Annotated in this window: 22 protein-coding genes; 12 read left to right on the top strand and 10 right to left on the bottom strand. The window is 55.3% G+C overall.

Annotated elements, in window-relative coordinates; genetic code table 11:
• The first annotated feature begins 153 nt into the window (after positions 1-153).
• Entirely contained in the window at positions 154-1209 is a 1056-nt protein-coding gene (locus tag HXY34_05365) for a hypothetical protein (GenBank protein NWF95549.1), read from the top strand.
• A 281-nt stretch (positions 1210-1490) separates the two neighbouring features.
• Here HXY34_05365 and HXY34_05360 read toward each other — a convergent pair whose 3' ends face one another.
• The 6 genes from HXY34_05360 to HXY34_05335 form a co-directional block, all read right to left on the bottom strand.
• Positions 1491-2450: a hypothetical protein gene (locus HXY34_05360; protein ID NWF95548.1), complete on the bottom strand. Its 960-nt coding sequence runs from the start codon at positions 2448-2450 to the stop codon at positions 1491-1493.
• 6 nt (positions 2451-2456) lie between these two features.
• Positions 2457-3485, bottom strand: a complete 1029-nt coding sequence (locus HXY34_05355) for a hypothetical protein (GenBank protein NWF95547.1) — start codon at positions 3483-3485, stop codon at positions 2457-2459.
• A gap of 377 nt (positions 3486-3862) precedes the next feature.
• Positions 3863-4990: a tryptophan--tRNA ligase gene (locus HXY34_05350; GenBank protein NWF95546.1), complete on the bottom strand. Its 1128-nt coding sequence runs from the start codon at positions 4988-4990 to the stop codon at positions 3863-3865.
• A 283-nt stretch (positions 4991-5273) separates the two neighbouring features.
• On the bottom strand, positions 5274-5933 hold the full coding sequence (locus HXY34_05345; GenBank protein ID NWF95545.1) for a hypothetical protein: 660 nt from the start codon (positions 5931-5933) through the stop codon (positions 5274-5276).
• Between the two features lie 74 nt (positions 5934-6007).
• A complete protein-coding gene (locus HXY34_05340; GenBank protein NWF95544.1) occupies positions 6008-8500 on the bottom strand; it encodes a hypothetical protein in 2493 nt (830 codons plus the stop codon).
• 21 nt (positions 8501-8521) lie between these two features.
• Positions 8522-9091, bottom strand: coding sequence for a CBS domain-containing protein (locus HXY34_05335; GenBank protein ID NWF95543.1), 570 nt, complete (start codon positions 9089-9091; stop codon positions 8522-8524).
• Positions 9092-9206: 115 nt separating this feature from the next.
• Here HXY34_05335 and HXY34_05330 point away from each other — a divergent pair, with 115 nt between their 5' ends.
• A complete protein-coding gene (locus tag HXY34_05330; protein NWF95542.1) occupies positions 9207-10406 on the top strand; it encodes a methionine adenosyltransferase in 1200 nt (399 codons plus the stop codon).
• Positions 10407-10515: 109 nt separating this feature from the next.
• On the opposite strand, the gene HXY34_05325 is transcribed toward HXY34_05330, so the two are convergent.
• Positions 10516-11106, bottom strand: coding sequence for a GNAT family N-acetyltransferase (locus HXY34_05325; protein NWF95541.1), 591 nt, complete (start codon positions 11104-11106; stop codon positions 10516-10518).
• Between the two features lie 520 nt (positions 11107-11626).
• Between HXY34_05325 and HXY34_05320 the strand changes: the two genes are divergently transcribed.
• From HXY34_05320 to HXY34_05310, 3 genes are all read left to right on the top strand, one after another.
• Positions 11627-12187: a hypothetical protein gene (locus HXY34_05320; protein ID NWF95540.1), complete on the top strand. Its 561-nt coding sequence runs from the start codon at positions 11627-11629 to the stop codon at positions 12185-12187.
• Between the two features lie 306 nt (positions 12188-12493).
• Positions 12494-13330, top strand: a complete 837-nt coding sequence (locus tag HXY34_05315; protein ID NWF95539.1) for a hypothetical protein — start codon at positions 12494-12496, stop codon at positions 13328-13330.
• A 349-nt stretch (positions 13331-13679) separates the two neighbouring features.
• Positions 13680-14486: an alpha/beta fold hydrolase gene (locus tag HXY34_05310; GenBank protein NWF95538.1), complete on the top strand. Its 807-nt coding sequence runs from the start codon at positions 13680-13682 to the stop codon at positions 14484-14486.
• 69 nt (positions 14487-14555) lie between these two features.
• On the opposite strand, the gene HXY34_05305 is transcribed toward HXY34_05310, so the two are convergent.
• A complete protein-coding gene (locus tag HXY34_05305) occupies positions 14556-15215 on the bottom strand; it encodes a tetratricopeptide repeat protein (GenBank protein NWF95537.1) in 660 nt (219 codons plus the stop codon).
• Positions 15216-15380: 165 nt separating this feature from the next.
• On the opposite strand from HXY34_05305, the gene HXY34_05300 reads away from it, so the two are divergent.
• Entirely contained in the window at positions 15381-15776 is a 396-nt protein-coding gene (locus tag HXY34_05300; protein ID NWF95536.1) for a hypothetical protein, read from the top strand.
• Positions 15777-15822: 46 nt separating this feature from the next.
• Positions 15823-16578: an MBL fold metallo-hydrolase gene (locus tag HXY34_05295; protein ID NWF95535.1), complete on the top strand. Its 756-nt coding sequence runs from the start codon at positions 15823-15825 to the stop codon at positions 16576-16578.
• On the opposite strand, the gene HXY34_05290 is transcribed toward HXY34_05295, so the two are convergent.
• Entirely contained in the window at positions 16575-17021 is a 447-nt protein-coding gene (locus HXY34_05290) for a hypothetical protein (GenBank protein ID NWF95534.1), read from the bottom strand. The two genes, HXY34_05295 and HXY34_05290, sit on opposite strands and share 4 nt — an antisense overlap.
• 160 nt (positions 17022-17181) lie before the next feature.
• Here HXY34_05290 and HXY34_05285 point away from each other — a divergent pair, with 160 nt between their 5' ends.
• The 3 genes from HXY34_05285 to HXY34_05275 all read left to right on the top strand — a co-directional run bounded on the left by HXY34_05285 (position 17182) and on the right by HXY34_05275 (position 21835).
• Complete coding sequence (locus tag HXY34_05285) at positions 17182-18054, top strand: SPFH domain-containing protein (protein ID NWF95533.1); 873 nt, start codon at positions 17182-17184, stop codon at positions 18052-18054.
• A 402-nt stretch (positions 18055-18456) separates the two neighbouring features.
• Positions 18457-21180, top strand: a complete 2724-nt coding sequence (locus HXY34_05280; protein NWF95532.1) for a hypothetical protein — start codon at positions 18457-18459, stop codon at positions 21178-21180.
• Positions 21181-21226: 46 nt separating this feature from the next.
• On the top strand, positions 21227-21835 hold the full coding sequence (locus tag HXY34_05275; protein NWF95531.1) for a hypothetical protein: 609 nt from the start codon (positions 21227-21229) through the stop codon (positions 21833-21835).
• Positions 21836-21845: 10 nt separating this feature from the next.
• Here HXY34_05275 and HXY34_05270 read toward each other — a convergent pair whose 3' ends face one another.
• The gene (locus HXY34_05270; protein ID NWF95530.1) at positions 21846-22421 is read right to left on the bottom strand and encodes an AAA family ATPase; all 576 of its coding nucleotides are present in this window, start codon (positions 22419-22421) and stop codon (positions 21846-21848) included.
• Between the two features lie 296 nt (positions 22422-22717).
• On the opposite strand from HXY34_05270, the gene HXY34_05265 reads away from it, so the two are divergent.
• Both HXY34_05265 and HXY34_05260 read left to right on the top strand, forming a co-directional pair.
• Positions 22718-23221 carry a GNAT family N-acetyltransferase gene (locus tag HXY34_05265; GenBank protein NWF95529.1) on the top strand — a complete coding sequence of 168 codons (504 nt, stop codon included), beginning with the start codon at positions 22718-22720 and terminating at the stop codon, positions 23219-23221.
• Positions 23211-24128 (top strand): DUF89 family protein, encoded by a 918-nt coding sequence (locus HXY34_05260; protein ID NWF95528.1) that lies wholly within the window; start codon positions 23211-23213, stop codon positions 24126-24128. The genes HXY34_05265 and HXY34_05260 overlap by 11 nt, the downstream gene beginning before the upstream one ends.
• Positions 24129-24221: the final 93 nt, after the last annotated feature.

The raw sequence follows: 24221 nt of genomic DNA, 5'->3' as shown, positions 1-24221 counted from the left end.
CATACACGCGAGTGCACTCTCGCATCAAGATACGGACTTAGCCCGAGAACACCCAGTAGGGTTGATTGCATAACATCGGGGGTCATAACAACGGCAGCAAGTCAGGTTGTCTCCACCCAGGCCTCTCTGGAGCCTGTGGCATACCAGAGACCCATGACCGTTTTCACTCCTCCCGGACTGGTCGTTGAGTCTGCCAAATACCCCACACTCCTCGCCGGGGTGCTCGCCAGCACCGCTGCCCACGAGCACCTGGCCGTCTACGACCACTGTGACTCGTGGGGAGGTCTGGATAGAGAAGCCATCGCTGCAATGCGCAGGAACCTGTATCGATTCGTTCTACCCGTGAATGCTCGAGATCTAGAACCAGAGAGCATCATCAGAGTCCTACAGACAGTCGCGCTGTCCGTCACACCTATGGCCCTACGCGTGGAGGTATCTGCACTGCCTCCACGCACCCTCGAACCCTCCTTCGGTCTCCTGCCCGCCGGACCGCTGATACACACCCGTTCGTTTGAACTCCTCTCGGAACCTGAGATCAGCAGAGTTGCCAGCAGACTATCAGAACGCGACATACCAGCTTCAGAAGCCGTGTGGCAGCTCTTCGAATATGACTACTCGCTCGACCAGGTCGCACGTATGTTTGCCGTGGGACTCCTCGGCCGACTATCCAGTCGCCGACTCGTACCTCTCAGAGGTGCCTACAGAGCGGTCATCGACGCATTCACAACCCGTGCGATCAGCGAACTGAATGAGGCTCCCACAACCGACTCCTTCAGTATCCAGACCGGCAGTGCGCTCGGCGAGAGGCTTGTCATGTTCTCGTGGCCAGGCGGTCCGAAGGTCGACTACCTCCGAATGGAGTTCTCATCACAAGGCCGGTCCACTGCTCAGAGCATGGACTCCACTTCGTCGCCCAACTCAGACCCCAAGACCACACTATGCGCAGCCTATGCAAGGTTTGGCGCATACCGTGCACTGCTCAGGGAGAAGGTGAGAAGACATGTCGTCATATTCCATTCTGCCAATGCAGCAGAGAACTCGATGCTGTCACCTTGGATTACGAGAGCAGCTGTCGCGGACGCCACCAACAGTGAGCCAATGGTCATGGACTCTGCAGGCGAGGCTCTGGAAGCTCTGAAAGGCCTTCTCACACCTCCTCTAGAGTGTTGGACCAGCCAAATGGACCTGCAGAGTCGACTGAGGGGTTAGCAGCAGCTGCCCAGAAGTTGGACGATTTTGGACATCGCTGCGTGATGCTATACACCTCCGTGCGGGAGCTGAGAGCTCGAGGTCGGTTAGACACCTCATGAAACCTCGAGGAGTGACCCCAGTGCCGTATCCTGGGAGTGACAAGACTCCTGTGTCCAACTCTGTCCAGCTAAGAATGAACGGTGTGCGTTCGGTTGAGATGCTTGCTGCTCAGTAAATAGAAGAGCTGAGAAGAAAAAGAAGAAAGAGAAGAGGAAAGGGGGGAACGCTCTAGTTCCCGCCTAGATTTTCTCCTTTGCCTCTTTCCTCGAAAGACCCTTGTACAAGAACGCAAGCCCAATGATGAGCAGGAGCGAGCCTGCAACATAGCCTCCTCCAACTAACACCTCCAACTGATAGGCAAGGAAGAGCAGACCGATGCCCACGAGAGCTGACAGGCAGCCGAATCCTATGCCCATCGCTCTGAAGCTCTTGGAGCGAGGATACTTGCTCTCTATGACGTATCCGGTAGCAGCAGAGACGGACGCCTTGTACTTGCCATTGCCGTACCGATACTCCATCTCCCAGATGGGAACATGAATCAGGAAGGTCTCCCCGACATCAATCTTGTCGCTCCTCGACGAGACCTTGACAACCTCACTCATTATGAGCGCAGTCTGGTTGTCGAAGGCGATCTTCTTTGCAGTTGCCTTGGCTTCGTCCTCACCAATCTTGCTGTGAAGCACCTTCCCGTTGTGTTCCTCCGCGTGAGCATGACTGAAGAACTCCTTAGCTCTGGTGGGGATGGGGAAGTTCTTGATGTCCGGGTCAATCTCCGGGAACCCGGGAATGCTGATCTCGTGTCGTCGTACAAAACTTCCAGACTCGGGCTTCTCAAAGAACGAGATCCTCTTGTATGCGCCACGTCGTTGAGGCCACTCGTCATGGAACGTCGCATCGCGGCCAAAGCCCTGGTACTGTGAACTGGCATCGACTCGGGATATCCAGAAGGGATAGAAGATTAGCTCGGACTTGACGAACTTGGCAGAGGTAGATAGGTCTTGAGGCGCACCGAGCTGCTTCGAACACCAGTCAAGGAGTGTCTTCTGAGCATCACTGGCCGAGAAGTGCACTCTGATCATGTAGTGGTCCTTGAACTTCACGCCGGTGGCTGTCTGGGCCGTGCCACAATAAGGGCATACCAGCAGGATGTCGCCAGGGCCGGTCTCAAAACTCGCATCACAGAACGCACACTTCGCCACTTGATATCACCCCTTCTTCTCCCGCTGAGTCATCAGTAACACTCTCATTCCGAACAGCGCCATTATCGCACCCAATAGGGCTGCGAAAATCCCGCCTATCAACATACTATCGATGTCGTTCATCATTCCTTGATAGGCGAACTCGCCACCCGCACCGCCAATTGTGATTCCTATCAGCCCAATGAAGGCCCACATCACCCGCTGGGCTTTCGTAATCGGTATCTCTCCAAGCACCACCTTCCCAGTGTTGCCATCCACCGCACACTTGTACAGCGCACCCTGAAACTTGTAACGCAAAAGCGCAAACGGCACCTGTAGATAGGTCGTCCCGCGAACCTCAGTGGTTGTCCTACAGTCGAATAACTCCGTCACCTTCGACTTGGCCTGGTTCCTGTGTCGGTCCGCCACCCGGCCATGCATCGCCTTCTCGTACTCCTCCTGCCCAATCTCCGCATTCAGGATGGTCGGCCCAAGGTCCTTTATCTTCTCAAAACTGTAGGGCTCGGTCTTCCTCAGGTCCACCTTCGCAAGAAAGTCCTCCAGACCATAGAACCTCGCACCCTTTCTCGCAAGAAGACGCTCATCCGTGTCAGTGTGAATCTCATCCTGAACAGGAACGTATCCGGTCTCATACGTGGTGTATGTTTCGGTACGCATGTGACCGTTCGCATCCCTCACAGTCCTCGTCCGCTGTACAGGTACCTGCACAGTCGTGTACCCCTTGTACCAACTGTCTGCCTTCACACGTGACGTCCAGACCGGCACGTACAACAGAGTGTTCTCAACAACCTCAGCCGCTTGGTCTAGACCATTGTTCATACCCTTGTTCGCCCTGAGAAAGTCTCGGAGCCCCTTCACTCTCTCATCCCTGTCACGCGCCGGCTCCATCAGATGGCTCCCAATCGCCTTGCCCTGGTCCGTGGTCGTACTACCACAGTATGTACATGTGATCACCACGTCGTCAGGACCAACTCGTACGTTGCCATTGCACACCGGACACTTGAATACGTCCGCTGTATCAGACTTGGTCTCCATTCCAGAACTCTCCTGAGTCTTTCGCCTCCTACTCACCCATCCCACTTCTATTATGGATTACGGTGACATATACCTGTCGCAACCCCACTTCAAGTCTGATTGGAACGCGCTACTGGTCGAGGAGGAGGCACGACAGATGCGCGGTCTCAACCCTACTTCTAGTCTGATTGAAACCGCAGGTTTTTTTTTTGCTCATTTCTACCAGAGAAGGATTATGGTGGTCGCTTTTGGAGGCAGGTCTGGAAACTCGTCGGTGATGCATGGCGTTTCGAAAAAAAGAAAGTCAGGAGATGATGGCGTGTGCTTGTGCTTGGGCTCGCACGGTGGGCGGTAGTGGAGGTCTGAGAGTGGTGCGAGCCAGCACAGTGACGGTAGTACTACCTACGGATCTCATCTCGCAGGCGTGCAGCGGAGTACTCGTCAACGCGGTCGCGGACCTCGTCTCTTGCGGCCTGATGTTGTTCAAGGAAGTTGGTGACCATGGGAAGGAGTCGTTGCTTACACTCGCCGCATAGGATCTCACCGCCTCGGCACTGCTTCTCTATGGCTGCCAGTTCTTGGTCGCTGGGTACGAAGACGAACTTGTAGTAGGCGAAGACGGAGCAGACGTCTGGGTTGGCGCCGAGTCTTCGTTGTTCTTCAGCGGAGGGCTGGCCGCCGGTGAAGGCGTTCATTATCTTCTTTTTTGCGAGGCGGGGTGAGTCGGTGGTGAATATAGCGGACATGGGGTCAGAGGCGGACATTTTGCCGCCCTCGCCGAGACCTGGGACGAACTTGTTCTGTATGGAGGCGGGCTTGTAGAAGCCGAGTCTGTCAGCGACGTCGCGGGTGACTCTCCAGTGAGGGTCTTGGTCAATGGCACAAGGTATGAGGCATGGGGTGTTCTGGCCGTAGATCCAGGAGTGGAGGAATGCGGGCACGGCCTGCAGCGCTGGATAGAAGATGCCGCCGATGTTCATGCTGTTGTCAAACCCGTAGACTGCGCGTGCTGTTGAGAACGTGACCTTCTTTGCGACCTGCACGGCAAGTTCGTACAGGACATCTATGTGCCGGATGTCGTCAATCAGGTAGGTGGATTCGGGCTTGAAGCCGAGGGCCAGCAGGTCAATTGCGTTCTCTCTTGTGAAACGGTGCACGTCATCGTACTTCAGTTCCTCATCGAACCAGAACTTCTCATCGTTGGTGAGTTGGAAGTAGAGACGCACCTTGAAACGGTCCTGAAGCCACTTTGTGAACATCCACGGTACCAGATGGCCGAGGTGGACTTGCCCGCTTGGTCCGCGGCCTGTGTAGATGACGAACTTCTCGCCCTTTGCGTACTGCTTCAGAAGCCAGTCGACATCCCTGTGAGAGTAGACAAGCTCGCGGTCGAGCATGAAGTGCCGCTCGCCGGTATGCTTGTAGATCTGCTGCCTCAGATTCTCGTCGATCCTCTGCGTACCGAACTGCTCAATGAGCCGTTCATAGTCAATCTTTCCCCGCACGTCCCAGGGAGTCACGACCATCTCATCTTCGGGCAATCAGTTGACCTCCTGAACTCTTGTGGACTGGCAAATCGGGCCTGCTGGCTAGCAGAGCATTTCTCAATTAAGTATGCTGGTTCTCATGAGGTAGTCATCGACACCGTGCTGTCCGTGCTTGACGTGGACCTGACTGGAAGAGTGACTTGCGACCCCCGCACATTGTGACTTCATGAGGCGGTCTTCTGCGACTGGTCTGAAGACAGGGGGAGGCCCGCTCAGATGGATTGGGTTGGCAGCTTGCTTAGCAGCGGCCAGCGATACGTGCCTAGAGTGAGGCTCTCTTGTAGATGTCAGGTATTCGGATGTTCGTCTTGCCTGAGAACACATCTCGGAGAAGCTCGAAGTGTTCGGTCAGGTCTTTCAGCAGCTTGTCCAGAGTGGCCTGCTCAATGTTGGGCTCTGCAGTCCAGACGGTCAGGTAGTTGCTTACCACACCGACGTCCACCCCACCTTCCTCGAGGTCCCTGAACACGGTGATCTTGATGAGGAACTCGGCCTCGTACATGTTGAGTATGTCGGTTATGCTGATGACGATGAGCTCTAGGAACCCGGCGAGGTCCTCCAGTTCTGGTGACTCTCCGAGACTGCCTCTCAGTGACTCTGCAAATGTCTGGACTGTGGAGGTCTTCTGCCGCAGCTCCTCGAACATCTTCATCAGTTTCATGAATTCCTTTATTGAGGCCTCTAGCTCTGGCACAAGACTGTCGTAGAGCATGAGAAGCAGCTTGCCGCGCGTGTTCTCACGGATGTTCGCGAACCCGTCAAGCTTTCCAAGCGAGCCCTCAAGATGCTCCAACTGGACAAGTGTGTTGGTGACAGCCTGTATAGACTTCACGGAGTTACGCTGTATCTTGGCCCACCGTTCGATGAACGTGTCGATGCCCTCTTTCAGCTCCTCAAGAATCTCCAGCTCGCGCGACAACATCTAGGTCTCCAGCTTCAGTTCGGGAACTGACGTTTATAACTCATTCTCATATGACATCCGGAAGTGCGCGCACCTCACACCACTCCGGATGTGTCAACCTTGCCTTTCGATTTGCTCAGCGCGACCCTCAGTACCTCATAGCTGCTTGTCGCTGCACCAACGATGTTGCCTGAGAACAGGGAGAAGAGTATGCCTGCCGCTTTCGAAGGAGTGTCTGTCCTCTTCTTGACCTGCTCCACACTTGTAGAGAACCGCTTCCACAGCTGCCCGATTGTGCCAGGCCTGACCAAGCCCTCCTCCTCAAGTGCCTTTGTGAGGTTCTCACCGAGCTGTCCCTCCTTGCTGTGCTCACAGATGAGTTCAAGCACCCGATGAGACTCCGGGTCGTTCTGAGAGCGACTCATGAGGTCAACGAGCGCGGAGGTGGTCGTGTGGACGTTCTCCAGAAGCTCGATCAGTTGGATCTTGTGAGCTGCGCTCAGGTCCGAGTCAAGGGCGCCATCGATGGACCGCTCTATGTCTGCAAAGTCCACAAAGTCCAGGTTCCAACCGCTCAAGCGCTCACGCTTCGACTCGGACACCGAGAGTGTGTTGAGTCCGATCTCCTCTTCGGTGACCTTCAGAAGCGTCTGCATCATGGTCTGGGACTTCTTGGAGGGACCCAGCATCCCACTTGCGTCGATGCCCTCTAGGATTCCGACAAATCGGGGATAGAATCGCCTCAGCTCATAGACCAGCCGCTCAGTGGTCTTTCTCGTGGTGGGGACGGGCGAACCATCGTGAGTACATGAGAGCACGAGCACGGAATACTCGATAGCCTTGTGCCATGACAACTCGTGGTCCGTGTCAATCACAACATCCTTCAGTGCTGAGTCATACTCGGTCACAAAGTGCGCCTGAAGCGCACTGTCGAGCTCCTTGAGGTCGGAACTCCTCTGTGTGTCTGCAAGAAGAGAGTAGCTCATGATCATGAGAGCATCGGTCGCGGTTGGATGTTTTGCGCATGATAGGAGCAGCCTCACACCCTCGACTGCCGCAAGCAGCTGCGACCCGGAGATGTCAAGCTCGAAGGCGACGTTCCCTGCAACGGTCAAGGACAGCGCATCGCCAGCGTTCTTTGCAACGAGTGGTGGGTCGCTCTTCATCAACGCATCCAATGCCTTCTCAGTCGACCCCTTCTTGTAGAAGAGCTCGAGGACCTTCGAGACACTCCTGCGGTCCTTGTCCGTGCGAATCACTCCCAGCCCGATGAGCCCGATGAACACGGCGGACACAGTGGCGTTGTTTATGAACCTCACGGGAAGCCTGGGACTCGTGTACACTCGTCTGAGGTCTGAAACATCCGTGATGGACTTGGCGAATACGGTGCATCTCCCGGCATTCACCTTCCCGCGTCGCAGCGTGACAGCACGAGCCATCATGGACTGCCGGAAGACCTCGTCAATGCCGGTTGCACCCATCACAACGTCTGAGACCGGCGTATTCACTCCGAAGCCAAGCGACTCGGTCCCGAAGAGGAATCGGAGGTACTTTCTTCGCAGTGCCCACTCGACAAACCATCGCTGTGTCTCGTCAAGGAGTCCGTGATAGTATGCGACACCACCTGCTAGCAGGTCTGAGTGCTCGTAGCCAAGCTCGCCCAAGACCCTAGCAATCCTCTGTAAGCGACTCCTTATCATCGAGTCCATCTCACCCGCTGCACTGGCGGCTAGCGCAGACCCGTTCTTCTCCAGGAACTCGTGAATGCCATCAATAGACTGCATGTAGACGAGGGCCGTGCCACCCTCTTCTGCAATGTCCGTGACGACCTTGAACAGCCCCTTCTCCTTCTCCTGCGTGGACGAGTAGTTCACGAGATTGATATCGGGCGTATCGTAGTCCGTCTTGTCAACGGTCATCTTGGCATCGAAGACCTTCGACAGTCGGTCACTGCCATCAAACTGTGCAGACAGGACAAGTACACGGGGATGTGAGGGGAGCTTGGCAAGGTAACTTGAGACCTCTAGAAGAGCAACGCTTCTGTATGGGTCATGCATGATCGAGTGAACATCATCGTATACTGCGCACACAACTTGGCGCCCCTCTAACCACTCCCGAAGGACTGGGCTTCGCAAGAGGTCTCTCATGGCCTCCGGTGTGGCGACAATCACATTGGGACTCACTTCCCCAGTGAGTCGAATCACTGTCGACGGTGAGCGAGCATCGGTCAGAAGCACACATGGTCTCAGAAACCAACCAAAGTAGCGCGAGAGTACCGACGAGGTCTCCCTGGCTGACGCATGGAATGGTGTGACGAGAAGGGCAAGACACTCATCGCCTGCCTCCGCAGCTCCCTCACTTGCAGCCCTTGCCCTCTTGAACATCTCATTTGCGATGAACAGAATCCCGGCGAAGCTCTTTCCCGTTCTTGACATGGATACCAAGACGTGATTGTCTGTGCCTTCGTAGAGTCCGCTCTCGGCTGCCATCCGTTGGACTTCGTTCAGACCTCTTATCCCGAACGTCTTGAGTATGGTGGCAAGCGTCTCATCCAGATGGTGCATATACTCTAGAACATCTCCCTTCACATCAGGCCAGCCTTGACTCTGCTATAAGAGTTGCCTTGAAACACGAGTCCCCTTGAAACGCAGAAGGTCGGACCGCGTGATGATTCCTGTGAGCCGGCCGTTCTTCTCGATGAGGACCGCCTGAAAGCTCTCAAACAGCGGTATGATTGACTCGATGCTGTTTGTCTCATCTGCTCGCGGAGGGGTCTCATGACTCATGATGGCTCCGGCAGACATGGCACTCAGGTCTCGGTCTAGGCTCCGGATTATGTCTCGCTCTTCGATCATCCCCACTGCCACACCTCCCCTCACAACCGGCAGCTGGGAGAACCCATGACGTATCATCAGCTCCACCGCTAGCGAGGCGGGCTCCCTTGAGTCTATGGTGACCGGATTGGGCGTCATGAGTTCGGCACAGGTGATGCGCTGGACTGCAGCCAGACATGAGTATATCCGCCTCACCACTGACAGTTTGGGGTCGATGGTGCCCCGTTCCAGACGCGCTATGTAGGCCTGTGAGACCCCGACAGCGTGTGCAAGCTCGCTCTGCGTCATGCGAGCCTTCTTTCTTCTGAGCGGAAGGTCTTCGAGATTGACGTACATCTTCATCATCCTATTACTGCTGGTCACGCTGATGATACCAAGTATTACTACAGGTAATAACGACAACAAAGTATATAACACGTTCGACCGGGCGCGACCTGAAAAAGCACAGGAGCTATGAACCATGAACATCGAGATCACTCGTGGTGAAGGCCTTCCGGTTATTCAACGGAGGGTGGAAATAGTAGAGAGAAAGGGAAAGGGACATCCAGACACGCTCTGCGACAAGGCTGCAGAGGAGCTGTCAATAAAGCTCTCTGAGTACTACCTCGAAACCTTCGGAAGAGTGCTGCACCACAACGTCGACAAGGTGCTGTTGGCAGGAGGACAGTCGAATGCACGCTTCGGTGGCGGCGATGTCATTGAGCCGATATACTTGCTACTCAGTGGCAGGGCGGTTGACGTTGTTGGCAAGGACTTCGAGAAGCAGGTTCCCGTCGGCAAGTTCGCAGTTCATCACACAAGAGACTGGCTTCGTCAGGACCTGCCTCATCTCGATGTGAACAGCGACATAATCATCGACTACAAGATCCGATCCGGAAGCACCGACCTCGTGGGTAACTTCGATGTCGGCGTGGAGGTGCCCAGATGCAACGACACAAGCTTTGGTGTCGCATACGCGCCTCTGTCACCCACTGAGCAGCTAGTGCTGCAGTCGGAGCATCTGCTCAACGACCCCAAGACCAAGAAGAAGTGGCCTCAGATTGGTGAGGACATCAAGGTGATGGGGACACGCGTGGGAGACCACATACACCTGCAGGTGGCAGCGGCAATCATCTCGACTGAGACGAAGGATGCTCACGAATACGGGAATGTGATGGAGGGCATAAAGAGCATGCTGCTGGACCTCGCACCTAAGATAACGGATTTGCCAGTTGAAGTGGATGTCAACACCGCCGACTGCCCAGAAGAGGGTCTGTTCTATCTGACGGTGACAGGCACATCAGCCGAGCATGGAGACGATGGTCAAGTCGGTCGTGGGAACAGGGCCAACGGTCTCATCACGCCATACAGGCCAATGACGCTGGAGGCTGCGGGTGGGAAGAACCCGGTGTCGCACGTCGGGAAGACGTACAATGTTGCGGCTCGTGAGATAGTCGAGCGAGTCGCCAAGGAACACCCGGACCTTACCCAAGTCTATTGCTATGTCGTCAGTCAGATTGGGGCACCCATCACGCGGCCCCAGGCTGTGAACGTCGAGCTGTACGGCGACTGCAATCTGAGTGCGGTCAAGGCCTCTGTTGAGAGTATTGCAAGAGAAGTGATTGACACATTGCCTGACCTCTGGAAGGGCTTTGTGAAGCGACGCTATCAGCTGTGGTAGACCAGGCAGCGCCGGGAGCTGTCACAGCGCCCGGCCACTCCCATGGTCAGCGTCCGATGGGAGACAGGAGGCATCTGCTCGGTCTCATTCTGACGATGTCATCTTGCTTCTAGGATTCGGTCCGACCGCAGCTAGGGCTGCCCACAAATGAACCGGGCGGGTATAGCTCAAGGAACTCCTCCCGAGTGATGTCCATCACTGCCAAGTCGTGGAACTGACCACCGATGAATGCCGTTCGCCTCATGACTCCGACGGGCTTGAAACCAGCTTTGAGATAGGCCTTCCGCGCTCGCTCATTGATGTCAAGATGGCGCAGCATGACGGCCTCCATACCCAAGACGTGAAATGCAACCCATAGCATGACTCGTACCGCATCTGTCCCGTATCCCTTCCCGCAGTTGTCAGGATTGTGGATGAAGATGCCCAACTCCGCATGTCGGGTCTGCGGTGATATATCATGCAGGCCGGTGGTCCCTATGAAGAGTCCGGTCCTCTTGTCCTCGATGGCGAGATACAGGTTGCCGTCCTTCCATGGAGTGGCAGTCATCGCTCGCTGTAGCCATTCTGCCTCAGCCCGCTCAGAGATCGGCAGCGCATTTCCCAGAAACATGCGGGTATCCCAGTGATTGATATGCTCCATGATCATGGGCAGGTCTGTCATCTCCAGTGCGCGCAGCTTGACCTTCTCGCCATAGTACATGAGGAGGACCGGATGCGGCTGAGATTTGTGGCTTCCGGTCACCAGTGCATCGCCGCAAGAGACACGCGAGGGGTGAGCAGCAGCTGCCCAGAAGTTGGACGGCCTTGGACATCGCTGCGTGGTGCATGTATACCTCCGTGTGGGAACGGAGAGCTCGAGGTCGGTCCGACACCTCACGAGACCTCAAGGAGTGACCCCAGTGCCGTCTCCTCGGAGTGACAGGACTCCTGTGTCCAACTCGGTCCAACTGAGAATGAACGGTGCAGAGGGCTTGTCACGTCTCCTCGCCATCGCAGGCATCCAAAGATTGTAGGTGAGTCGGTCTCCGCACCCCCTTGACAACCTCAGACAACTCAGGATGGACAGCATGGTCACCGGCTCGTTCCGTGACCACCAATCATCACCCGAATTTCGAACCAGTTGTGGTGCGATGTTTTATTAGGCGACAATCCAAGAAGACTCTCAGTACAACCCAGATGCAAGACTAATCGGGTTGCTGACGCTAAGGAGACTACATCCAATGGGAAAAATCAAAGACCCAATCGCCAAGCGTATCCGGATGAAGGCCGCCAAGGACATCAAGGGCGGCTTCTTCGGAAAGATAACACACTACATCCCGGGATGGCACGGCTATCAGGAGAAGGAAGAGCGACGTGCCGCGGACAAGGTGCTCCGTGAGTTTCTTGCGGACCAGCTCAGGCTTGTGAAGCAGGACCTTGAGAAGCTCCAGATGATGGTGGTGGACTACAACCTCACGAAGACATGGGAGACCTTCGACCGAATGCTGGCTCTTACTGACAAGATTGAGTCCGCAATTCGCTACGCAGACTATGGCTATGCAGCTTGGGGTTCCAAGGAGAAGATTGGCAACGATGCGCTCGACCGCATGTACGAGTTCGATTCGGTAATCATTGATGACATCGGCGAGATCAACGATGTGGTTGAGGAGTTTCTCGATGTGATGAACCAGGGCAAGTTCGACGACGCGTGGAAATACACCTATCGCATGTGGACCATCATGCAGCGCCTCGAGGAGAAGTGGAATCAGCGCGAGGGCTACATGAAGGGATACCAGGAATAGTCGAATCCCAAACCCGGGGCGAGGATCCCCGGGTTCTTCTTCCTTTTCTCGGGCTCATGGCCCATGCTTATCTTTCTCGAACTCACAGTCTGGTCAGTGCCAGTCAGACAGAGACTGACATGACAGACATGGACTGCAGCAGGACCGAGAGTAACCTGTTGAGGACTCATTTTGTGACCTCATCTCGTGGCATTCGGTTATATGTGCAGTCGAGAGATGAAGCAGTGGCTGAGACCTTCTGAAGAGCGGTCGATATTCCAGCAGGCCACTCTGTCTAGTAGAGGGTTTCGTAGAGGTGATAGAGTCATGGCATCGGATGACAACGGCAGCGAGCGGTTTGATGAGACTCCTGAAGACGGACATGAATCAACAACTGTAAAGAAGAAAAGGCTCAGTAGACATGCCAGGAATCGGTTGAAGGCCTATGCTGCAGGAGGAGCGTTATTGGCATGGATTGTCTTCTTGGTGCTCTGGCTGCTGATCTATGCCAGTGGTTTCGAGTTCGCGCAGAACGCGGCGGTGGTTGTCGCTTCATTCTTCTTGGATGTTGGACTTGTCGCCGTGGTATACTCAGGGCAAGAGTTCGGTCGAACAAGATGGCGCATTAAGGCCACAGTTGGACTCACAACGCTTCTGATTGTGTTCCTGATCATGTGGCCCGCGTTCATCTCTCAGTACTTCGGGTACTATCAGGGGTGGGCTGTGGTTGCGGCAGTCATCCTCTCCTTCCTGACAGTCATCCCCATAATCTGGATGACCGCTGGGCCAGTGGTGTTTCTCCCCGGGAGGGTCCAAGCTGTGGCAGCAATGTTCGTCCTGTGGTCGATTCTCGTCGTTGTCTGGCTGTGGTTCTTTGCTGACGGGCACACAGGATATCACAATGTCGCAATAATGATGGGCTTCATACTGGTACTACTGCTGGTCAACATCGGGAGCGTGAAGGTGACCGTTGGTGATGAGAAAATCCAGGGCACTAGACCATTGGGACTACTATTCCTCTGGTTTGTCGTGATCATCGCATGGTTCTGGTTCTTCGCAGAAGGTCTGACAGGATACCAGAACGCGGCGTTAGTGCTGGTATCCTTCGTGCTTCTTGTGCTGTTGGCATACCTATCGGAGAGACCAAGATATCAACGATGGTAGGATCCTTGCCGCTAGCGGGTGCTGACATCCAGCCAGCACCCGTCATTGCGTGGCATGAGACTGAGAATAGTACGGCATCACATCCCAGAGGCTTACCAGTCCCCCTACCGACTTCTTCGATTCCTTCATCTTCAGGTGGACAAGTTGGGCACAGGAGTCTTGTCACCCGAGATACGGTACGGTAGTCACTCCTCGAGGTCTCACCAACTACTGAGCCGCCCTCAAGCTCCGCGTTTCCGAGCGGGAATATGTCAGGACCACGAAGCGATGTCCAAGATTGTGAGACCTGTAGGTAGCTTTTGCATACCTCGTGACGCATATATCCACCATAGACTCGAAGCACAGGTCAATGTCCGAGTCTTCATCAGATGGCGTGCGTCTCAGGACTGTAGAGTTTGTGAGCGCTGGCCAGAGAGTACGTGGAGACCTCGTCATTCCGTCAGGCACAGGACCGCATCCGGGCATCGTGAAGTATCATGGTCTTCCCGGTTCTGCTGACCAGGTCAGCGGCATTGCGACGAGACTCGCTCAAGCAGGCTTTGTAGTCCTGACCTTCGACTTCAGAGGGGTGAGACGAAGCGAGGGAGTGTTCAGCCTCAGAGGTCAGATTGAGGACGCAAGGAACTCGGTCTCCTTTCTGCTCGACTCGGAGCTTTGCAATGGATGGGTCGGAGTCTATGGCGCAAGCTTCGGTGGGGCTGTAGCTATCTGCTCGGCGGCCAGAGACAGCAGAGTGCGAGCTGTGGCTGTCCGCGCCCCGGTATATGACACTCTCAGATTCGCTGAGTCAGGACTGCTTCGTGTCGTCATGGAAGAGGTCTCACTGTACAGCGCCGGCCAATTCCGTCAAGCCGACGAACGCGCGACAATCGACTCACTCTCGGAAGCTCTGCTGAGCGATGCCAGAGTGTTCAACCCCATCCATGACATATCTGACATTGCGCCGAGACCCCTCTTTGTGACAACGGGCACTGCAGACACGCTCATTGATCTCAATGGTGTCAGGAGTCTGTTTGACCTCGCAGGAGAACCAAAACGCATGTTCGTTGTTGATGGGGCCACACACAATCTCGACGACATGACATGCCGAACTGAAACCGAGGAGGCCATCAAGGAGTGGTTCCTTGAGTCCGTGCGGTGTGACTGCCACACGTGAGACTCATCCCACCGGGCACCACTATGCTCGGGTGGTGGAGATGGGGTGTGTGACTACCACACGTGAGACTCATCCCACGGTAGTGCCGCAATACTCGCATGTGACCATCTTGCCGGCGGAGAGCCTCTGCGCGGTTTCGGCCGGATACTTGGAGCCACACATTGGACAGAGCCAGATCTTGGCTTCGCCCTTCCTTGAGCTCACCTCGCCGCCAATCTCACCCAGAAGATGCTCAACCCATCCGGCATATACCGACTGGTTCTGCTCTCGAAACAGGTCGCGTGCTTCCGTAAGTACCTCCCTTGCCTCCGTCAGTTTGCCTGTCCCTCTGTAGGCCTTCCCGAGACCAAATCCATTCCATGCCGTGTACCACTTGTCGGCTATCTTGCGCGCCAAGTCGAGCCCCAGTTTGAAGTGCGACACCGCCTTTGCGTAGTCCATTCCGAATGCAGCAATCTCCCCAAGACCCCAGCACGCTGCGGCCTGGTAAGAGACCATCGAACGTGCTTGAGAAGTCTTCAGCATTGACTCGTAGACTCTGCTGGCCTCCTTCAGATCCCTTGCGTTGAGAAGCGAGTCTGCCATGACTCGTTGTGCCTCTATGGCCCTCGCGTGGAGTCCATCCTTCTCAAACTTCTTCTGTGCCTTCTCTGCTGCCTTTGCAGCCTTCTTGTACTCGCGCCTTCCAAACAGGTCGAGAGCTTCTTTCAGGTCATCTTCCGGAGTCATGACTTGCATTGAGGCACAGGGGCTAATGAGACAGCTGGAGTCATTCTTGCTGTGAACTGCACTCGTGCGAGGAGTACTTGCAGTGCCCAGAAGTGCCCAGAAACATGTCGTAGCATGTTGTGGCGGCTTATATAGTGCAGTGTGAGAAGAATCTACGTGAAGCCCTTGTCTGGACGAGCGATAGTCTCAACGTTCTCCTCCCAACTTGAGGTCCAGTGTCAGTCCTCTCAGAGAGCTCTCGCCAAGCTCAGGGAGATAGCTCATCTTGTTGAGGAGGACTACTACAGGGGAACCAACCGCATGGCGATACTCAGACTGCACCGCGAGTTCATGCATGCCATCATTGACACATGGCGCGAAGTCGAGAGTGGCTCGGTTGTGGTGGATTCGGTCCAAGTCCTCCGTGCTGTCAGGTACATCAACGCACCCGACTTGTGGGGGCTTCTTGCTGAGCCAATCATGAAACACCCGCGTGTGCTCCGAGAGATACGGCTACTGATCAATCTGCTAGAAAACGTAACAAGGCCTCATTCGGCGGCAGGGGCGGGCCCTCAGGACTGAAGGGCAAGACTGATTACCCTGACCGCCAGAGCCGCAGCTGATAACCATGCGTGTCACACTGCTCGGGACAGGCACATCAATTCCAAGTCAGCACAGGGTGCAGTCAGGCATTCTCGTGCAGATACCCAGTGGAGCAATAATGTTAGACGTGGGCTCTGGGACGCTCTTCAGACTCAATCAGATGCAGTGCCCCGTCAAGTCCATCAAGCACATCTTCATCACCCATACCCACGTAGACCACTGCTCTGACCTAGCACCATTGATTCAGACTGCGTGGATGCAGGACTACAATGACACGCTGAGCATATACGGTCCACCCGGCATAATCGCATGGTTCAATGAATTGATGGACATGGTCTATCCGTACCTCAGGTCAAAGGTGAAGGTGCAGGTGTTGGAGGAGCCGGACCGTCATGTGGTACAGATTGGCGAAGCAACGGTTTCAACTTGCCGCACCATTCATGGCACAACAAACGGGAGAGCCATACGAATCGACCATGGGGGCAAGTCGCTGGTGTTCTCTTCCGACACGGCCCCATCAGATGAAGTGGCACAGCTTGCGGCCGGAGTCGACCTCTTGATACATGAGTGTACGTGGTGTGATGGCAATCATCCCCCGAACGTCCACACGAGCCCCACTGAACTCGGTGTCGTGGTGAACCGCGCCAAGCCGAAGGCGGTGGTCCTGACTCACATGCATCCGGAGGTCATCGAGGATGGCGAGAGGACACTGGCGATTGTCAAGGGGACATCAGAGTGTACGGTAAGGCTCGGCGAAGATCTGATGACCATTGACATCTAATCCCTCGCTGCCTTGGATGGAGCATACATCATCCGAATGTTCCGGCATCCGAAGAGTGACATGAGGATGAATACTGGGCAAATGAGAGTCAGCCCGTCGAACTGAGGCAGAACAAGTGGCAGTCCAAACTGGATGATCCAGTACGAGTTGAGCACGAGGACCACAAAGCAGGACAATCCAACACCTGCATTGTAATAGGACGCCTTCCTTGCAAAACCATACTCGATGGTATTCAACACCTGGGCGGTCTCGCGTAGGAGCAGCACCATGAAGAAGGTGGCAGCAATCAGAAGCGCTTCGAGACCGGCGAGGCTGTAAGACCCGTACGTGATGACAATGGCGATGGCCAAGTAGACATAGTTGAACATCGGATTGAATGGCAGTCGTTCAACATGGGCACGATCATCCCGTTCTGTCTCTTTCCCTGGAACTCCTTCAGCCAAATGAAGACCTCTCATGGGCTTTGACTCGGCACCTATTAACTGGGGCTTTTCGGGCAAGAGCAGTCGTGTCATTCTCTGAGCCCACCACGACAGGCGAATCCTTAAAACCATCTGGACCGATTAGCTCGCAAGTACTCGTGACATTTGCGAGATGATTTTCATGGCAGATGCAATTGAATGGACAAATGCCGGACCGGATGAGATTGTCTGGCGCTATCCTGACAATAGAATAAAGTGGGGTTCTCAGCTCATTGTCTTGGAGAACCAAGCTGCTATCTTCTACAGAGACGGAAAGGCACTGGACACATTCCTCGCGGGCCGTCACAAGCTCACAACAAGCTCAATGCCAGGTCTTGTTGGCTGGATTCAGAAGGGTCTCAAGGGTGATGTGTTCGAGGCCACCTGTATCTTTGTTTCAAGAGGACAGTTCCAGGGGAAGTTTGGAGGAAGAGGACAGACAAGTGACCTTGCGCCACTGATGTTCCATGGTAGCTTCTGGTTCAGGGTCAAAGAGGTCAAGATCTTCACGAACGAGGTAGTCGGGAATCAGAACGCCTTCTCGACCAAGAAGGTCAACGATTATCTGCGCGCATTCATGAACGAACGGATAATCGACGAGTTCGCGCACTACGACCTGCAGGCGGTGTTCACACAGCTGGACGAGACCTCAATGAAGGTCAAGACAGCCATCCGAATGAACTTCGAGAGGATTGGTCTTGAGCTGGTCGACCTGAAGTTCGAAGGTATCGACACGGATGAGAAGTACCGCGAACGACTCTTCTGGCTAAGGACCGGTGGAGTCGGAGGAAGCCAGCTGGCAGGCATGGAGACCATGAAGAGCGCAGCAGACTCTCTGGGGCGCAGCCCCGGGGCTGGTTTCGGCGCAGGAATGGGATTCATGGGTGCAATGGGCGGGGTCACGGGACAGGGACAGGGTGCCTCAGCTCCGGCTGGTGCCAAGTTCTGCCCGAACTGCGGTACCAAGATTGAGGGTGCCAAGTTCTGCCCGAACTGCGGCACTAGGATAGGCTAGTCAGTCACTCGGCGTAGTACAATTCCAGAGGGAGCAACAGCTCCCTTGCCTCTTCTTTTGTCAGCATTCCACAATGTCAGACGGCAGTGGAAGGTCTCGATACTATGAAGGTTGGCGAGTCCGTTCTGACACGTACTAGACCCAGACTGCTTCAGGCGCACAGAGGTACACGAGACTGAGTGGTGTTTCTGTGCTGCTAGACATATCCGGACCGGGAGGAGGTCAAGCTAGAAAGACCGAGGGGGAGAGAAGTTCTACTGACCCCCAAGAACAGTTGTATAGAGAGAGCCTTGTCAGCTGCTACCATCTCTCTCAAGAGGGATTCATCAAGGGCCTAAGTTGACACCCACCGTACGGGACCCGAAAGGAAGATTAGTGAGCAGACTCCGGGTGACTTCAGACATGAGATACGACTGGTCCTTTCTTCTCGATAAGGGGATAGTCACCCCAAGGCCGGTGCAGGGGACAGTCACAGTCCGAGGCTTGGACATTGGGTACCTGTATGACACTTCCTCCAGACTCACATACGTCGAGTGTTCTTCTCTTTCGGCTTGGGACATCTTCAGAGCCATTCGAAGGGAGATGCTGGTGGACTATGTGTGGATCACCACTCCAAGTTCGCTACATGTCTTCAGGACATACGGTGACGTTCGAGTCTTTGCAGTCGATGATGTCCAGCCCGACGCGCACAGCAGAGCGCTTCTGGAGGACCTCAGTCACTCCTCACTGCCCCTGCTGTTCAGCAATGCTCAGAGGTTAGGGGGGCTCTCACTTGAGTTGACTGAGCTGACACTTCGCTTGGCAGAAGGCCTGCCGTCAGAAATGGACTCACATTTCAGGGTCAGGGCAGCTCACTGGCTCGTGTCCCGCTCAGTACAGCTCATGCTCTCCGGGTTCACTCTGCCCGCATCAGAGAGGGTGGCTGTCGTCGGTTCAGTCAATGATGACCGCAACACACGGGAATGGCCTGTCATCGAGGCAGTGGTCCGCGCCATCATGAATGCCAAAGAGGAGGGGGAGTGGCCTCAGGACCACCGCATATCGCTTGCTGAGAGACCCCCCTGTTCGTGGTGTGAAGACTCTGACTCAGCGTGGCAGACCGCACTGTCCAACAGCACAGACAGACTGAGGAAAGACCTTGGACGTCTCGTCAGTGTGCTCCTCGGCACTCATTGGAGCGCGGACCCATGGGCTGCAAAGCGCGACTCTGCCACGCCAAGTCTGCTAGCCGCAATGAATGAGCACCTGAACGGGATACTCGACGGTGAAGCCGAGTGGGATACTACCGTGAGTCTTGTTCGACTACGGAAGAGCAATCGCGCCACTGGAACTGCTTATACTCCGGAGGAGATAGCGCATGACATTACCTGCAGGACTCTCTCGGGATGGGTCCGGAGCCGGATAGGACTACCCGCATCAGAACCCATCCGAAATCATGTCATGACAGCGACTCAGAGGAAGACTCTCATGGCCCTTCTGAGAGACCTTCGCATACTTGACCCTGCAATGGGTGCGGGAGCGTTCTTGCTGGCAGCAGCCAACTGGTTGGACGGTCTGTACACAGTCCTCGAAGGGAGGGAGAGCGACAGTGAACGTCGAACGCGGATTGTCGTCAACAACCTCCATGGGGTTGACCTGTCAGATCAAGCATTGCGCACATGCGCGACTCTGCTCCGCTGGTGGTGCGCGGCCGGTGAATCAGGTCGGACTCGGTCACCAGGTGACATCTCCGTCGACTCACTACGCCTGGGAAACAGTCTGATTGGCCTCGCACCCGGCAGTCCCGTTCACTCCTTCGACTCACTCCGTTTGGACAGGCAAGACCTCGCGCGTCCACAGACGTTCCACTGGACACTGTCATTCCCGGGTGTATTCAATAGGCAGCCCAGTGGTTTCGATGTGATAGTTGGCAACCCCCCCTATGGTAACATTGTGTCGCAGGAAGAGAAACGACTGATTCGTAAGACCTATCCCGCAGAGACTATAGAGCGCGGTCAGGGCACTTGGAACTGCGCCGCGCTCTTCGTTGCTCGAACGCTCATGTTGGCGTCAGACGGAGGCTGGATTGGTCTGCTGCTGCCAAACAGCGTTCTTCGAACCGCCCAGTTCTCTGGTGTGCGACAGCTCTTGCGCGAGAAGGCCAGCATCAGAGAGATTGTTGACGAGGGAAGTCCATTCAGAGGCGTCACTCTGGAGATGGTGAGCATCATCGCTGAGAAGACGCAGAGTGGGGGCGGCATGGCCACTGTGACAAGCAAGAGACCAGACATCTCAAGGGACGGCGCTGTCAGGATAGAGTCCTCAGGTGGAGGAATCATCTCTCTCTACAGGGACTCGCTGCTGGAAGAGGTCGAGGCGAGAGGCAGGAGAGGTGTCTTGTCTGCCACTCGAGGGAGCGACCTTCCAAGAGCGCATACAAGCAATCGGAGGACAGACCGATTCTGCACGGACTATGCCACAACAGGCCGCAGCATCAAGCAGTACTGGATAGACCCGAAACACCTTAGGTACGCAGATGAGACGTTCACTGACAACAGGATTCTTGTCGAGTCATTCAACACCCAGTTCTTGGTGGCCACGAAGAACCTCCCATTTCCAAGAGTGGTCATGAAGCCTCGCGGCACACTCCACGGAGGAGGGGTGGTCCGAATTGAACTCAAAGACAGCATGAACCCGAAGGTCATCGGGGTGATCTTGAACTCGCTCATGATACGGTACATCTGTGTGAGATACCTCACAAACTACTCGCAGTTGACCACATGTCTGAACACTGGCATCATGGAAGAGCTGCCCATCGTCTACCCGCGCACGCCGTCGGTGTTCGAAGGCCTATTTGACTATCTTAGCACTCTTGCACCATCTGTCAATGGTTCGCATGACCCCCACGCGCACTCGGAATTCGTGCATGCTGTGAAGGTCGCTGATGCGCTGGTATATGAGACCTACCTGTCTGAGGACGCCGACCTCGCATTAGCACTCGAAGGTCTGGTGACCGAACACGCAGAGGAGCCCGATGCGCTCCCGAGGGCGTTGCATCATCATGACACTCTACGACATGTCGATAGAGTCTTCTCCATGCCAGATGTTGTGGCGGTCTGCCGGAGTCCCCGTATGCAGGCTTCGTAGATGCGGAGGCTTATATGTCGAGGCGTAAAGACGCTGGTGAACCACTATGGACGAAGAGCGGAAAGCAACAGACCCCGAGCCCGAGAAGGTCAGAGACGCCATACTGGCGGCGGTCGAGTCTGACCAACAGGAGGAGTCCGACGATGGTCTGACACAGAGAGAGCGCGACATCGAACGGGCAAAGCAGGAGGAACGCATTCGGAAGGCGCAGGAACTCAAGAAGCAACTTCGCAAGAAGCAACTGGGACTACTGAGATACAGGTGGCCCGCAATAGTCCTCGTGCTGAACGGGGTGATCTCGGCGTGGACGGAGTTCCTTCCCGTTATGGTTCACAGTGCATCCGTTGGATTCGACACATTCATCCAAGTCTGTCTTGAGAAGCAGCCCGGCAATGTGTTCTTCATCCTCCCAGTCGTGGCAGGAGTCATGATGGTCGTGCTCGGTTGCATGGCATACAGAGACCCTCGTGCCACTTTCCTGTCTCTGATTCCAGGTGCACTAATGGCGATGTCCGGAGGCACGGTCTATTTCCTCATCTCCTTCGCTCAGGCTGCCGTGCCCGAGGAGACCGTGTATGCCACGGGCACCCCACTGGTAATGATAGTTGCTGCAGCACTGACACTGCTGGCGGTCGTAATGCGCGAGCGTGAGTGAACGGTGCCTCTCAGTCCGGAGGCAAGAACTCGTCGAGCCGCCCCTCCTTCTCAAGGAGTTCCATCCAGTCGTAGCGGTGCCGGGGAGTCTTCCTGCCCCGCGTCACCTGCACAATCGCCTCCGCAACTTCGTGTGGTTCCATGTCAGTTGTATCAATCTCTACTACCTTGTCTTCGCCAAACGAGTCGAGCGCGTCCAGCTGGCACACACCTATGACTTCCGCCTCGACGTTCTCCTTGACCTTGGCTTCAGAGTAGCCTCGCTCGGTCAGACGGCTGCGGAGCTTCTCTGGATGGGTCCGAAGCACTATTGCATAGTCCACGCGGTCAAAGGGTACAAGGTCGATGTAGTGACCTTCGACGATCAGCCTGCGGCGCTTGTCATCAAGTATGTCACACAAGACCTCAACAAGGCAGTCCTCATCGAGGATGTCAGTATCCCGCGCTGCATCGTGTGCACTTATGCATCCCTTCTTGATTGCGAGGTCGGTGAGCGAAACGACCTCACACGAGAGAAGCGAGCCGAGGATCTTGGCGACCGCGGACTTGCCCGTGCCCGGGGTTCCGCCGATAAGAATCGCGGTCATAGGAGTGGTTTCTCATGTCACTGATTTTATTAGCTTATCGAGATTGATGCTCATCATCACCGGCAGAAGCTGACCTCCTGCACGAGCGAAGTCATATCGCCCGGACTGTCTTTCGTGGTGAAGCATCTTGATACTCGCGCATGGAAGGGCGACTGTTACACACCTCTGGTCAGCAGATGATGGCATCTCTTGCGTCAGTACTTGGAAGGGGACATATCGGACCTAGTCAGCTACAAAACCGATAAAAGAACCAAGAATTGCTGAGAGTCAGCGCATCTCGGCGGGGAACTGTCGCCATGAGCGAGTACACAATACGGAACTTCTCAAAGGAGGACCTGGCTTCTGTCGTTGAGATCAACCGCGTGTGTCTACCAGAAAACTACCCAGACCAGTTCTTCCTTGGTCTCTACTACCACGCACCCTTGGCGTTCCTTGTGGCCGAGAACGCAAGCGGTATCATTGGCTACATCATGTGCCGCATAGAGAGAGGTGTGTCAAGCTTCGGTATTGCACCGGTCAAGAAGGGCCATGTCGTCTCTGTGGCTGTGTTGCCCGGACAACGCAGAAAGGGAGTCGGCTCAGCTCTGGTCGAAGCCGCCATGAAGGGCATGATAAGTTATGGAGCACAGGAGTTCTTTCTTGAGGTCAGGAAGACGAATGAAGCGGCAATCCTTGTGTATGAGCATCTCGGATTCCAGATACGACGTGTCCTCAAGGGCTACTACCGTGATGGTGAAGACGCATACCTGATGGTCAGAAGCGCCCGAGAACTCAGGGAGAGTCCCTATCATGAAGCCTGAACCGGTGGAGGTCCCCCTCACTCCGGCGTGCTCAGTCTGCATAGCACGCAGCCTAGGCATCATGATTCCACTCCTCACCAGCAACAGACAGAAACAGTTCGAGCTGCTATCTCTCGCGTTCAAGCGGGTCTCAGAGGGTTATGCGCGACGAACCAAGCCCCATCCGCTCTCGGTCGGTCTGTATCACGAGCTCTATGCCAGTACGGCGGCGGAAGACCCCTATGAGGTGCTAAAGCGTAATAGCACTGACGCGGCCAGCAGAGCGTTCGCTGAGGTCGACAGGATTGTCAGCGGCACGAGCGGATATGTGCGACTGAGACACGCACTTGCCGCGTCCATCGTCGGCAATCTGATTGACTTCAATACCGCGGCGCATGAGCCGAAGCTGGAGTGCCTCGCGGATGACTTTGCAAGGATACTCGCAGAGGGCTTTGTTCCTGACCACTCACAGCGACTCTGGGACAGACTCAGAAGCAAGACTGGTCAGGTACTGTATCTTGCTGACAACGCAGGAGAGGTCATATTCGACGTGCCTTTGTTGCGGCTGTTTAATGAGATGGGGTGGCGAGTGGTCTATGTTGTAAAGGCCCGACCGATCATCAACGACGCAACGGAGGCGGATGTCGCCGGCACGGAGATTCCCAGCCTTGCTGAGGTCATGTCTTCTGGTGCTTGGGCGCATGGCGTACCAAAGGACTTGGTCAGCGAAGAGTTCATGGATGCGGTCAAGGCCTCGGAGTTTGCAGTGTCCAAGGGTCAAGCCAACATAGAGACCTTTCCGGAGATTCAGGACGAGTTTCGCACCGACTGCTTCTACATCACAAGGGCCAAGTGTCCAAACATCGCAAAGGCCATCGGCGTACCGACCGGGGCCAATGTGGTCATGCTGAGGTCGTATTCTGATTGACCTCTGGGCATGCCAACTGATGACTTCTAGGTGGTGTCGTCGCAGTCCCGGCAAGCAGAAATGGGCCATGATAACAAGTACATCGCTGCCAGT

Source organism: Candidatus Thorarchaeota archaeon, from assembly GCA_013388835.1.
Taxonomy (GTDB): Archaea; Asgardarchaeota; Thorarchaeia; order Thorarchaeales; family Thorarchaeaceae; genus JACAEL01.
Note: the sequence above shows the minus strand (reverse complement) of the source record. Positions and strands in the feature narration are given on the sequence as shown.

What these genes read in the sequence shown, in the direction of transcription:
- HXY34_05365 (NWF95549.1), top strand. Translation starts at nt 154, where the DNA reads ATGACCGTTTTCACTCCTCCCGGACTGGTCGTTGAGTCTGCCAAATAC.
- HXY34_05355 (NWF95547.1), bottom strand. Translation starts at nt 3,485, where the DNA reads ATGGAGACCAAGTCTGATACAGCGGACGTATTCAAGTGTCCGGTGTGC.
- HXY34_05350 (NWF95546.1), bottom strand. Translation starts at nt 4,990, where the DNA reads ATGGTCGTGACTCCCTGGGACGTGCGGGGAAAGATTGACTATGAACGG.
- HXY34_05345 (NWF95545.1), bottom strand. Translation starts at nt 5,933, where the DNA reads ATGTTGTCGCGCGAGCTGGAGATTCTTGAGGAGCTGAAAGAGGGCATC.
- HXY34_05335 (NWF95543.1), bottom strand. Translation starts at nt 9,091, where the DNA reads ATGATGAAGATGTACGTCAATCTCGAAGACCTTCCGCTCAGAAGAAAG.
- HXY34_05330 (NWF95542.1), top strand. Translation starts at nt 9,207, where the DNA reads ATGAACATCGAGATCACTCGTGGTGAAGGCCTTCCGGTTATTCAACGG.
- HXY34_05325 (NWF95541.1), bottom strand. Translation starts at nt 11,106, where the DNA reads ATGTACTATGGCGAGAAGGTCAAGCTGCGCGCACTGGAGATGACAGAC.
- HXY34_05320 (NWF95540.1), top strand. Translation starts at nt 11,627, where the DNA reads ATGGGAAAAATCAAAGACCCAATCGCCAAGCGTATCCGGATGAAGGCC.
- HXY34_05315 (NWF95539.1), top strand. Translation starts at nt 12,494, where the DNA reads ATGGCATCGGATGACAACGGCAGCGAGCGGTTTGATGAGACTCCTGAA.
- HXY34_05310 (NWF95538.1), top strand. Translation starts at nt 13,680, where the DNA reads ATGTCCGAGTCTTCATCAGATGGCGTGCGTCTCAGGACTGTAGAGTTT.
- HXY34_05305 (NWF95537.1), bottom strand. Translation starts at nt 15,215, where the DNA reads ATGACTCCGGAAGATGACCTGAAAGAAGCTCTCGACCTGTTTGGAAGG.
- HXY34_05295 (NWF95535.1), top strand. Translation starts at nt 15,823, where the DNA reads ATGCGTGTCACACTGCTCGGGACAGGCACATCAATTCCAAGTCAGCAC.
- HXY34_05285 (NWF95533.1), top strand. Translation starts at nt 17,182, where the DNA reads ATGGCAGATGCAATTGAATGGACAAATGCCGGACCGGATGAGATTGTC.
- HXY34_05280 (NWF95532.1), top strand. Translation starts at nt 18,457, where the DNA reads ATGAGATACGACTGGTCCTTTCTTCTCGATAAGGGGATAGTCACCCCA.
- HXY34_05275 (NWF95531.1), top strand. Translation starts at nt 21,227, where the DNA reads ATGGACGAAGAGCGGAAAGCAACAGACCCCGAGCCCGAGAAGGTCAGA.
- HXY34_05270 (NWF95530.1), bottom strand. Translation starts at nt 22,421, where the DNA reads ATGACCGCGATTCTTATCGGCGGAACCCCGGGCACGGGCAAGTCCGCG.
- HXY34_05265 (NWF95529.1), top strand. Translation starts at nt 22,718, where the DNA reads ATGAGCGAGTACACAATACGGAACTTCTCAAAGGAGGACCTGGCTTCT.
- HXY34_05260 (NWF95528.1), top strand. Translation starts at nt 23,211, where the DNA reads ATGAAGCCTGAACCGGTGGAGGTCCCCCTCACTCCGGCGTGCTCAGTC.